Below are 10,663 nucleotides of genomic sequence, written 5' to 3' on the forward strand. Positions count from 1 at the left end.
ATCGGCAAAATCATTAAGAACACAAAAGTGATCATTATCGCGTAATTTTCGTGATCAAAGCTTAATGAGAATAAGCGATCAAAGTTAATGCCATTGGGTGATCAAAGCTGGTGAGAATATGCAATTCATGTCAATTTCATATAAATTTGCAAAACTAAATGCAAAAGCAATAGAGAACTCGCAGAACTTTAAACACTATATTTCCTCAAAAAAGTATGAGTTCACATCACCCAAAGGAATAATGATTCCCCGATTTTATTGAATAATAAAATTTAAATAACTACCTCAAATGTTTGATTAAACAGCTGTAAAGCGGCTTCAACGCGGGTGATGCCTAAGTCAAACTCAGCCCGGGTTGCTGGGCCGCCTAGGGTGAGGCGAACACCATTTGGATTATCTACTTTTAGGGCTGGAACTTCTGGGATAAAGGAATCTAGCGTCCTTACAATTACCTTATGCGCTTTTAATACGCTGCAAAACTCAAACATATTCTGCGACTGGGATAAGCGAATATATACATTTAAACTGGCAAACTGAGCATCTATCTCATAAGTTTGAAGCAGCTTTTTTATTTGTTCAATACGATAGCGTATCTCATCTGCTAGCTTAGTTTGATTATACGTAAATTCGTTACTTTTAATGGCGCGCATTATTAACTCAAAATTCATTGAGGAAACCGCCCAACACTCACTATGAATTTGTTTTAAAATTGGTTGCTCCCAAAGTCGTGGAGGTAATAAGTAACCGGCTCGTAGTCCGCCTGCAAAATATTTTGAAAAGCTTGAAATATAAAAAACCCGATCCGGTGCTTGTTGCCACAATGGTAATCGCCAATACTCTGGCAAACAGTAATTTACGTCATCTTCAATAATGAAAAAATTATATCGGCGACTCAGCGCCAGTAGGGCATTTAAATTGTTACTGCTATAGCAAATATTGGTTGGATTTTGACAGTTTGGCGTGATGTAAACCGCTTTGATTGTACGCGACTTACACAATGCTTCAATTTGCGCAAGATCAATCCCGTCGCTATGCACGTTTACTTGTGCTAATGAAAGTTTAAGCGAATGACACGCATGGTAAAAACCGGGGTAACACATTGACTCTGCAATGACAGTATCGCCACTTTCACACAAGGTTGCTAACGTAGTGAATATTCCTTGCTGAGCACCTTGGGTAAATATCAACGGATGGTTTAAGCAATCAAAGCCCTTATCCGCTAGCCATTGTTTGAAAAAATGTTGATGTGAGGTAAGTCCATTGAGTTTATAAATCATCACATCTGTTAATGCACTTTGATCCTTTGACAGCGATTGCAGGGCATTGGTCATAACATGTTGTTGCCCCATCATCGGTTGCATGCTTGAAGCAAAGTCTGTGTCGCCCTCAAAATGTCTTAACTCAATAACTTTACTTACAAAGGTACCAGCCCCTAGTTTTGCAGTAACCAACCCTCGTTGCTCAAGTAAAGCATATGCACGAGTTACCGTACCATGTGTAACACTTAGGCTGTCAGCGAGAAGTCGTTGGGCTGGTAATTTTTGCTCAAAACCCAGCATTTTGTTGTCGATAGCATGCTCAATCAAAGCGGCTAATGCGCGATATTTTGGCTGTGTTTTGCACAAACTACTAAATAGAGTGTGATCCGGTTTGTAAATTGTATTCATAACAATAAAAATATTGATGATTTTACATAAGTATGACAATTAATAGTTATTAAACAACTACAATATTGTATCAATACAATTAATTATTATGAATACAGCTACTGTTTTTGAGCTTGCTCCGGCTCTCATTTTATTTTGTTTTGCGGCGTCAATTACGCCTGGGCCTAATAATATTTTGCTTACTCACTCAGGCACACATTTTGGCGTGATCAAAACCCTACCGCACTTATTGGGTATTCGAGTAGGCATGACGATAATGCATTTGGCAATGCTACTAGGATTAGGTAAATTGTTTTTAATACAGCCAAAGCTGCATTTTTTTCTACAGCTTTGTGCCAGTGGTTATATTTTATATTTGGCATACAAGATAGCTAGTAGCTCTCAATTAAAAGGTGATAATGCTCAAGCAAGGCCTTTAAATTTTTTTCAAGGCATGCTTTTTCAGTTGATCAATCCTAAGTCATATGCAGTGTTAATGACACTTTGTACTGCACTTACTTTACCAGGAGGTGCCTATTGGCCTTCTGCAATTTTGGGCGTGATTATTTTTAACCTTGTCGCGGCTTGCTCAGGCTTGTTTTGGGTGAATTTTGGCAAATACATGCGCCAATTTCTAAATAAGCCAAATATCTTTAAACGTTTTAATTGGGTTATGTCACTGTTTCTTGCGGCATCAATTCCTTTAGTTTTTCTTTCCAATGCAAGCATTCAGTAGGGAAATAAAATGAAATTTACTCACCAATTGTCACCACAACAATTTACCCAAGCGTTTGAGTTTTTATCTGAGCGAAGTTATTGGAGTCAAGGCATTAGTCGCGAACGGTTAGAAAAAGCGTTCGCACACTCGCTGTGCTTTGCATTAATTGAAAATAAACAGCTATTGGCATTTGCACGAGTGGTGACTGACCAAGCCACTTTTGCAAATTTACTGGATGTATTTGTGTTAGAGCCATTTAGAGGTCAAGGGCTGGGTAAAAAGCTGATGGATCATGTAATGAGTCACCCTGAATTGCAATCATTACGCCGTTTTACACTGGCAACAAAAGACGCTCATTCACTTTATCAACAATTTGGTTTTCAAAGCCAAGCAAGCCCCAATCTCGCAATGGAAAAGTGTTTAGTTGGCGGGTACTCAACATTATTACAGCGGCAAAATTAAGTATGGATTGAACGTTTTAATGCGTGCAGTTAAATACTTTTATTATTTTACAGCTGAACTCCTTATTCTCTATTTATAGCCGTTTTATTAAAAATGTGAGCACTTTAGAGAGTATCAATAAATAATACTATTACTGGGTTTTTAGAGTCAGTTAATTAGTAAAATGCAAACAATGCTTACGCCAGAAAATGCATTGTACATTCTTGGTGTAATGTTTACCGCCTTGTCCTGAGTTCAGGTTACAGCTTTCATTATTATCATTTCCATATGAACGGCAGTCTACACACTCGTTGTGGGTTGTGCGCCTTACGAACCTATAAACCAGCTCGCTTTGACTTCAAGGGAGTGTCTATATAGCTTATTTTATTTTGACTGGTAAGTGAAATAAGCTAACGCGCCAGAGATATTCAAGTTCCCGTGGAAATATGCGGATAACATTAATTCTGAAAGTGAGATCAAATTTGGTAAAATACTGTGGCAAAAATTCACCTAATCAACTTTACTTTGTTTCGATGATCGTAAGTTGAATGTATGTAAATATTATAAGTTATAGGGTTACAAAAAATTAATTTATCATGTTGTTATTGTTTCTTATTTTAGTGTAATAAAATTTTGAATTTTGATTTATGATTGCGTATAGTAACGTTGTTATTTAGTAGTCAATTTTAATTGGATTTAAAGTTACTATTACCTGCATTATTTTAATACATATAAGTTAAAGGATTAACTATCGATCATGAATTATCTTTTTATATTTTTAACAATTATCACTTCATTTACAACTATGGCTCAAGAAAACCCAAAGGTTTACCATAGCTTTGACTCTGAATTTTCTGCTACTTTGACAGTTGTTCCAGCTGAGGATGAAAATACTTACTATGTAAATTACAATGGCTTTGAACATCATTATGATGGTAATACCTTACTTTATAAAAAATTCAAGAATGACATTGGTGATGGTTATTATTTAAAATTGCTTGGAATGCCGGATGTTAATTTTAAAAATGAAGGTCATAAAACTGTTCGTTCAGGAACATTAGTTTCTTATTCAAGTGTATATCTCGATAATGATACAGTTACAAAAGTTATTTATTCCGGCTTGGCAGATATTGTAAAAGTTAATAAAGTCAAAGAGCAATATCAAGTAAGGCAATTAAATGTTGTTAGTAAAATTGCTGCCAAAAAACTTATTGAAAAATCAGTTAGTTCATTTTCTACAACATGTGAAACGAATATTGAAATCGATATAGATTGGCGACAGTTTGAATCTCAAAAACTAAAAACTAGTCCTGCTAAATTATCGGCTTATATGAATGCATTAGAAAATATTTGTACCATCGACCACGATTATTTGGAGGCTGTACAAGGGATAGAAAAAATTCAGCTTATTCCATCTGTTGTAGCAGATAAGCATCAAGCAAAAATGTCAAACAGTGTGCTGATTATTGAAATTGGTGATGATGTTACTAATTTGCCAGAAACCAGTTATAAACTAATTTACGATATATTTTAATCACTACAAGGAAAGAAAATGAAACATAAAATTTTAGCGGGTATTATTATTACGTTATTTAGTACAGCTTCATATGCATCTATTAAAGACAAAAAGGCTATTAGAGCAGCTGATGCTAGTATTTCAGCAGAGGTTGATAAAGTTAAAGCGGCTTGTGGTAATGCTTCACTAGATGTAAAAGTCGATTGGGAAGATTATAAAAAAATGATCGCCGCGAATAAAGATAAATTAGCTAAAGATAATTATCAAAGCCAGTGGGTTATTGCTCATTCAGGCCAAAGAACTGTTGCAACACTTGAGGCTCTTTCTGCAATTTGTAAAGATGATGTGGATTATAAAGAAGAGATTGCTAAGTTAACTAAAATAAATGTTACAGCTAAAGATGACTTTTCAGACTCTGCAAGTGAGTTCTCATTAGCAGATAACGCTTTAACTGTTGAGACTGGACATAAAATGTCTCGTAATGCTTCTGATTTTGCTAAGAAAATTAAAGCACTTTATTAATTTATAAATTACAGTAATGATTTATGTTAATGTTACACATAGATCATTACTAACCTTATTTTTACCTGTTTAAACACTATAAAACCTCATTGCTTACATTGCCTTATTCTGTTCTAAAAGAGACAATAAACCCACTGTTTTATGCCTTCCCAGTGTATCGTTTTTGATAAATCATTTACGTTATAGTTAACTGCAGAGCACCTAATTTCTTCTCTATTTCTTGGATAATCGGCTTCATTAAACAAAACTCCTTCATACGCTTGTTGTGTTATCTCAAGCAATTGAGCGTCTTCTATTTGCGACAGTAGCTCTTTATGGTTCGCTTTCACTGCAAGTAAGTAATTGGCTTCTTTGCTAACTATTTTTTCTGCAATTGGTTTTTGACATCCATTGTATCAATCGTTACTAAGCACTTTTTATCTCTAGTAATACAAGGCGTTTCGGTAACGATGTTATTTCATTCTATTTTTATCAACAGGGGGTTTTGCCAAAATGACGCTACTTTCTCATGCAAATGCGCTAACTATATAAAGCACATCACATCTATCTGATTGATTACTGTTAATTTAAAATCGAAAAATTCTTATGTTTTAGCGCTTATAATTTGTTGCTCTGTGTATTTAGCTGCAAATTGTATGAGGTTTTAGATTAATCATTTACTAATAGCACTGCACCACTTTGGGTATCGCCTAAGTAATCGTCTTTATTGTAAATCGGGCACTTTGTCATTGACAGGCAACCGCAGCCGATGCAGCCGTCGACTCTGTCGCGTAGGCGCTGCATAAAAGCAATACGTTCATCAAGTTGTGCTTGCCAGTTTTTTGATAATGTTGACCAATCTTCTTTAGTGGGGGTACGTTTATCAGGTAAAGTGGCGAGGGTTTGTTTGATTTCTTCAAGAGTAATGCCCATTGCTTGCGCTGCTTTGATGACCGCCACACGGCGCAGTACATCAGGCTTATAACGGCGTTGGTTGCCGTTGTTCCGCCAGCTGCGGATCAAGCCTTTGGTTTCGTAAAAGTGTAGTGCGGAGACTTTTACGCCGCTGCGTTTAGCTACAAAGCCCACAGTTAAATTAGCTTCAACAAGTTTTTTTTGTTGATCGGTCATAGTTTTCTTCTTTTTTATTAAAAATCAATTTTTAAGGTTGACCTCAATCTTACTTGAGGTTTTATGCTCTTTGCAACCATAAAAAAGGAGAAATAAAATGCAAGAAAAATCAATGCATAACACCGCTATTATTTATTCAAGTGGCCGTAAAAACGGTAATACTACGGCGCAAGTTAATGCCTATAGTAAGCAACAAAGCGGCATTGTTTTTTGCTTAGATGATTATGTTATTTCACCTTATCGCTACGATAAGCAGTATCACAATGATGATTTTTATAATTTGTTTGAAGTGTTACTTCGCTACGAACATTGGGTGTTCGCATCGCCTGTGTACTGGTATAACACCACGCCACAAATGAAAGCATTTATGGATAGGATCACAGATTACATGGATGACGAGGCGTTAAAACCGAAGCTTAGAACTTTACGTCAAAAACAGTTTTCACTATTGTCTAATGCCTCATCTCCCTCTGCGCCAGACGCATTTATAGACATGTTTAAACAAACCTTTAATTATTTAGGAATGACTTTTAAAGCTCATTCACATGTACAGGCTGGTTAAATACGGGTAGGCTAAACAAAAAAGGATGATTTATGAAAACTTCACTTTTAGGCTTTGGCCTTCTTGCAACTAGCTTAACAACGATCGCTGCTGAGCCAACTCCTGTTATCAATGACTTTGGTTATTTTTACAATGTACCAGCTCATGTATCAGACTTAAGCCAAGCGCAGTTTAAAATTGCCTTTGATGTAGGAGATGGCGCTGAAAAAGGCGCGCAAAATAATCATATTAATTCGTTAGCGCGCTTTATCAATATGCATGTTGCCCATGGGGTAAAGCCGGAAAACATCCAGCTAGCTCTCGTTGTACACGGTAGCGCGAGTGTTGATGTGCTGGAAAACAGCGTTTATAAAAGCCGCTTTGATGTTGATAATAAAAACCAGTCTTTGATCACCCAGCTACTTGCTAATAACACGGTTGTGTATGTGTGCGGGCAGTCGGCAATGCATATGAAGGTAGCAGCAGAGCAGCTTATCCCAGGGGTGAAAATGGCGCTTTCTGCAATGACCGCTCATGCGCAGTTACAGCAACAAGGCTACACGCTGAATCCATTTTAAAATGAATATTTTGTGTTTTGGCGACTCTAATACCTTTGGTATTTCTCCTGTTGATGGGAAACGGCTGAGCGAAACTGAACGCTGGCCTACTTTATTAAAGCAGCTGTTGGGCACAGGCTTTGAAGTGATTGAAGCCGGGGAGCCTAATCGTACTTTAGTCAATAATCCCCCGTTTATGGGCGACAAATCGGGCATTAAGTATTTAAAACCGTATTTGGAAGCACATACTGTTGATGTTGTTATTATTCAACTCGGTACTAATGATTTAAAAGCGCGCTTTGACTTAACACCAGAGCAAATTTCGCTGGGCTTAAATCAGTTACTGCTTGAGATAGATAACTTTTATAGTAATACCACTTTACCAAAACGTATTATTATTAGCCCGCCTAAAGTTTATGAAGTTAATCAATATCAACGTATTTATGCTGGTGCTGAAATTAAATCACAACAGTTAGCACAACACTTTGCTGACGTTACAAAATTGCATCGATGTAATTTTTTAGATGCTTATTCGCAAGTAAATCCATGTTCTGATGAAGGGATTCACTTAGCACCAGCTACACATAGCTTACTTGCTGAGCACTTAGTTAGCTTATTGACACAATGAGAAGGTTTTGCTCATCAACTATAGAGAGTATATCGTGATTATTAAACAACCCGCTTTGTATTTTAATATTACTTAAAGCCGCGTATAATGCGCGGCTTATTTTTAGTGTCTGTATGGTGTTTTTTGAAGTCGATATTCAAACAATATGGTGTGGTCTTTATCTTGTTAAGCTTATTAACGGGCTTAATAGGCGCATTTGTTAATCCACTAATGGGTTTGTTTATTGTTGAAGGCTTACAAAGTCCACCTATATATTTGGGTGTGTACACTACAGGTGTCACTTTGATGGGCATTCTTTTTAGCCAATGGTTAGGTGGATTGGCCGATAAGGGCGTGAGCGCTAAAAAGATGTTTATGATTGCGGTCTCTGGCATGGGGATGGCGTTAATCATATTCGCTAACGCAACGTCTTTTTGGCAGGTATTTGCTGCCGGAGTACTCTTGCTTTCAATGGGCAATGCCGCGATACCGCAAGTTATGACTATTGCTCGCCAGTGGGCTGATGAGCAAGATCATATTGATATCACCCAGTTTAATACTCGCCTTAGAGCGGCAATTTCATTTGCATGGGTCGCAGGCCCGCCGCTTGGCTATTTACTTGCATCAGGAGTTGCCTTTAGTCGCTCATTTTATACCGCAGCTACGTTTGCGTTGTTGGCATTAATTTTTGCAATGAAGTTTTTGCCCAGTGTTAATGCTAACGACAGAGCTAAGAAAGCTGAGCCAAATCAGCCGATCAATCAATCATTTTGGGCCTTAGGGGCTGCTATAACCTTTGGTTCAATTGGCAATATTATGTACGCCAGTGCCTTACCGCTTTATACAATAAATGAACTGGGCTTTGCTAATAATATACCTGGAATATTTATGGGCATGGTGGCATTAATCGAGATCCCTGTGATGTTGTATAGCGCAAAGCTCAGTAAACGCATCACTAAAACAGGCTTGTTAGGTTTTGCTTTTAGTTGCGCTATTTTGTTCTATATTGGCGTATTTTTTGCCGATCAAGTATGGCAATTCTTTGTACTGCAAGGTGTAAATGCTATTTTTTATGGGATCTTTGCGGGTATCGGCCTGACTATTTTACAAGAGCAGCTACCATCACGAATTGGTTTTACCTCTGCTTTTTATGGCAATGCCATTAAAGTAGGGGTCATGCTTGGTACTGCCAGTACCGGTTTAATTGCACAGTGGTTTAGTTTTCGTTTTGCCACGCTAGGCTCGCTTATTGCGGCAAGCATTGCTATGACTTTTTTAATAATATTTAGTTATTTAAAGCGCCAAGAGAGCGAGTCGCAAGAGCAGCTTTTTGTTCAAAACGTGATTTAAAAAAGCCGCAGTGTATTAACCACCACGGCTTTGGGTATTGATCCAGAGAGATGAGGGTTAGAATTCGTAGCTTACGCTTAAGCGTGTTGTACGAGGCATAATGTAACGGCCATTGGGGGCGTCAGCATTACGTGGGTCGCCTTCGGTAATACCTTGCTCGTTGGTTAAGTTATCAATTGCTAATTGCAGTTTGATCCCTTCCATTGGCTCAAGGATAAAACCTAAGTCAACTTTTTCGTAGCCATCAAGTGTCACGGTGTTTTCATTATTACCAAAGCGGTCATCCACTGCTGACAAAGTACCATAGAGTGTGGCGTACATGCCGTCTACTTCAAAGTCATAGCTTGGTGTTACACGTACTTGCCATTTAGGTTGGCGCTGTGCTTCTTTGCCTTTATTTTTTGGACTTTTCGTGATTTCTGTTTGTTGTAATGTAGTATTTAAATTAACAGAAAAGCCAGATTCATGATTAAAGTTGTAATCAAGTTCAACACCATACGCTTCGTTGGTTAAGATTTCAGCGGGCACGTCTGGGCGACTTACAAAGGTATCGCCTTTGACTTCGTTGGTAAATAAAGTGGCAAAAAAGTCAGTGCTTTGAGTGATCAGTTTATAGCCAAGTTCAGCTTGAGTGACTTCTTTAATGAGTTTCTCGCCGTCTTGGTGGTATGCGACGTAGTTATCTCTAAAATCATCGAAGTATGGCATTTTATAACCACGGTTAACACGAGCAAATACGCCCATGTCATCATTAATTGAATAGTTTAAACCGGTTGTCCATGAGGTTTTACTCTCATCGTAATCAACGGTTTTATTGATAATACCGTCAAGGCCTTCATCAACACTGTACTGTACATCATGGCTTTCATAACGTAGTCCACCGTCAAGAGTGAGATCTTGGCTTAGCTTGTACTGTGCCGTGGTATAAAAAGCATTAGTGCGTGCATCACCTGATGAATTAATGTCGTAGTTAAAGTCACAGCCTTCGGCGCTTTCATTACAAGTAATATCATTGAGCATTTCACCACCCGCTTCAAGAACATGATAGGCCGTATTGCCTAAGCTCCACCAGTCGTTGGCAGAGGTGCTTGCAGTGTAATAGCCGACAGCAACAGATAGGTCTTCAAATTGCTTTGAAAATGCTAAATCATTAGTAAATGAACTAATTTCTTTGAGTACCACCCAACGACCCACTTGTTGTACGGGTGTATCACTGTCATAAGCTGTGCCTGTCGCGGCGCCTGTTGCAGACTGACCATTATCAGCCACTTCACCTAGTGTTGTTGCGGAGCCTGCGGGCACTAAACCAAGTGTATTAGCATCGCCTTTGGTGATATTAAAGCGGTCTGAAAAACTCCAGCCATTGTCAAATTCAAGTTTAATACTACCGCCAGATACATGGCCATTCCAACCGCGGCCATCGCCAATATCAACTTGGTGCGCGTCATTATTTGGCCCGGTATAAATGGTCGCTTGGCGGTTTAGTGTGCCAAGTTGGGTATATTCAGCATCAATGCCATTAACATTGAGTGGTGTTGGTAAGTACCATGCGCCATGATCGTCTGTTTGGCGAGTGTAGAAATTCATTTCACCGTTTTCGAGTTCTTTGGTGATATTAACCGTAAACTGGCTGCCTTTCTCAGAGGTAAAGCCTG

General features: G+C 38.2%; 11 protein-coding genes and 1 pseudogene. 8 read left to right on the plus strand and 4 right to left on the minus strand.

The window, feature by feature from the left end:
• Positions 1 to 272 precede the first annotated feature (272 nt).
• A complete protein-coding gene (locus tag H5232_RS20660) occupies positions 273 to 1,667 on the minus strand; it encodes a PLP-dependent aminotransferase family protein (protein ID WP_182831431.1) in 1,395 nt (464 codons plus the stop codon).
• 88 nt (positions 1,668 to 1,755) lie between these two features.
• Between H5232_RS20660 and H5232_RS20665 the strand changes: the two genes are divergently transcribed.
• The 4 genes from H5232_RS20665 to H5232_RS20680 all read left to right on the plus strand — a co-directional run bounded on the left by H5232_RS20665 (position 1,756) and on the right by H5232_RS20680 (position 4,843).
• A complete protein-coding gene (locus H5232_RS20665; protein ID WP_145234560.1) occupies positions 1,756 to 2,382 on the plus strand; it encodes a LysE family translocator in 627 nt (208 codons plus the stop codon).
• 9 nt (positions 2,383 to 2,391) lie between these two features.
• A complete protein-coding gene (locus tag H5232_RS20670; protein ID WP_182717645.1) occupies positions 2,392 to 2,826 on the plus strand; it encodes a GNAT family N-acetyltransferase in 435 nt (144 codons plus the stop codon).
• A 736-nt stretch (positions 2,827 to 3,562) separates the two neighbouring features.
• Entirely contained in the window at positions 3,563 to 4,339 is a 777-nt protein-coding gene (locus H5232_RS20675; protein ID WP_182717644.1) for a hypothetical protein, read from the plus strand.
• Positions 4,340 to 4,357: 18 nt separating this feature from the next.
• A complete protein-coding gene (locus H5232_RS20680; protein WP_182717643.1) occupies positions 4,358 to 4,843 on the plus strand; it encodes a hypothetical protein in 486 nt (161 codons plus the stop codon).
• A gap of 313 nt (positions 4,844 to 5,156) precedes the next feature.
• Here the strand turns inward: H5232_RS20680 and H5232_RS24770 are convergent.
• Together H5232_RS24770 and soxR are read right to left on the minus strand one after the other, a co-directional pair.
• Positions 5,157 to 5,305: pseudogene (locus tag H5232_RS24770) on the minus strand (ISAs1 family transposase); the annotation flags it as partial.
• 186 nt (positions 5,306 to 5,491) lie between these two features.
• Positions 5,492 to 5,953, minus strand: coding sequence for a redox-sensitive transcriptional activator SoxR (soxR, locus tag H5232_RS20685; RefSeq protein WP_182717642.1), 462 nt, complete (start codon positions 5,951 to 5,953; stop codon positions 5,492 to 5,494).
• Between the two features lie 97 nt (positions 5,954 to 6,050).
• On the opposite strand from soxR, the gene H5232_RS20690 reads away from it, so the two are divergent.
• The 4 genes from H5232_RS20690 (at position 6,051) to H5232_RS20705 (ending at position 9,008) form a co-directional block, all read left to right on the plus strand.
• The gene (locus tag H5232_RS20690; RefSeq protein WP_182717641.1) at positions 6,051 to 6,515 is read left to right on the plus strand and encodes a flavodoxin family protein; all 465 of its coding nucleotides are present in this window, start codon (positions 6,051 to 6,053) and stop codon (positions 6,513 to 6,515) included.
• Between the two features lie 32 nt (positions 6,516 to 6,547).
• Positions 6,548 to 7,072: a DsrE family protein gene (locus H5232_RS20695; RefSeq protein WP_182760788.1), complete on the plus strand. Its 525-nt coding sequence runs from the start codon at positions 6,548 to 6,550 to the stop codon at positions 7,070 to 7,072.
• Between the two features lies 1 nt (position 7,073).
• Entirely contained in the window at positions 7,074 to 7,679 is a 606-nt protein-coding gene (locus H5232_RS20700) for a GDSL-type esterase/lipase family protein (RefSeq protein ID WP_182717639.1), read from the plus strand.
• A gap of 123 nt (positions 7,680 to 7,802) precedes the next feature.
• Positions 7,803 to 9,008: a sugar efflux transporter gene (locus H5232_RS20705; protein ID WP_220496100.1), complete on the plus strand. Its 1,206-nt coding sequence runs from the start codon at positions 7,803 to 7,805 to the stop codon at positions 9,006 to 9,008.
• 57 nt (positions 9,009 to 9,065) lie between these two features.
• Here H5232_RS20705 and H5232_RS20710 read toward each other — a convergent pair.
• A partial coding sequence (locus tag H5232_RS20710) for a TonB-dependent receptor (protein ID WP_182831432.1) occupies positions 9,066 to 10,663 on the minus strand: 1,598 nt, incomplete at its 5' end.

Source organism: Pseudoalteromonas sp. SG41-5 (assembly GCF_014164495.1).
Taxonomy (GTDB): Bacteria; Pseudomonadota; Gammaproteobacteria; order Enterobacterales; family Alteromonadaceae; genus Pseudoalteromonas; species Pseudoalteromonas rhizosphaerae.

What these genes read in the sequence shown, in the direction of transcription:
- H5232_RS20660 (WP_182831431.1), bottom strand. Translation starts at nt 1,667, where the DNA reads ATGAATACAATTTACAAACCGGATCACACTCTATTTAGTAGTTTGTGC.
- H5232_RS20700 (WP_182717639.1), top strand. Translation starts at nt 7,074, where the DNA reads ATGAATATTTTGTGTTTTGGCGACTCTAATACCTTTGGTATTTCTCCT.
- soxR (WP_182717642.1), bottom strand. Translation starts at nt 5,953, where the DNA reads ATGACCGATCAACAAAAAAAACTTGTTGAAGCTAATTTAACTGTGGGC.
- H5232_RS20690 (WP_182717641.1), top strand. Translation starts at nt 6,051, where the DNA reads ATGCAAGAAAAATCAATGCATAACACCGCTATTATTTATTCAAGTGGC.
- H5232_RS20675 (WP_182717644.1), top strand. Translation starts at nt 3,563, where the DNA reads ATGAATTATCTTTTTATATTTTTAACAATTATCACTTCATTTACAACT.
- H5232_RS20665 (WP_145234560.1), top strand. Translation starts at nt 1,756, where the DNA reads ATGAATACAGCTACTGTTTTTGAGCTTGCTCCGGCTCTCATTTTATTT.
- H5232_RS20670 (WP_182717645.1), top strand. Translation starts at nt 2,392, where the DNA reads ATGAAATTTACTCACCAATTGTCACCACAACAATTTACCCAAGCGTTT.
- H5232_RS20695 (WP_182760788.1), top strand. Translation starts at nt 6,548, where the DNA reads ATGAAAACTTCACTTTTAGGCTTTGGCCTTCTTGCAACTAGCTTAACA.
- H5232_RS20680 (WP_182717643.1), top strand. Translation starts at nt 4,358, where the DNA reads ATGAAACATAAAATTTTAGCGGGTATTATTATTACGTTATTTAGTACA.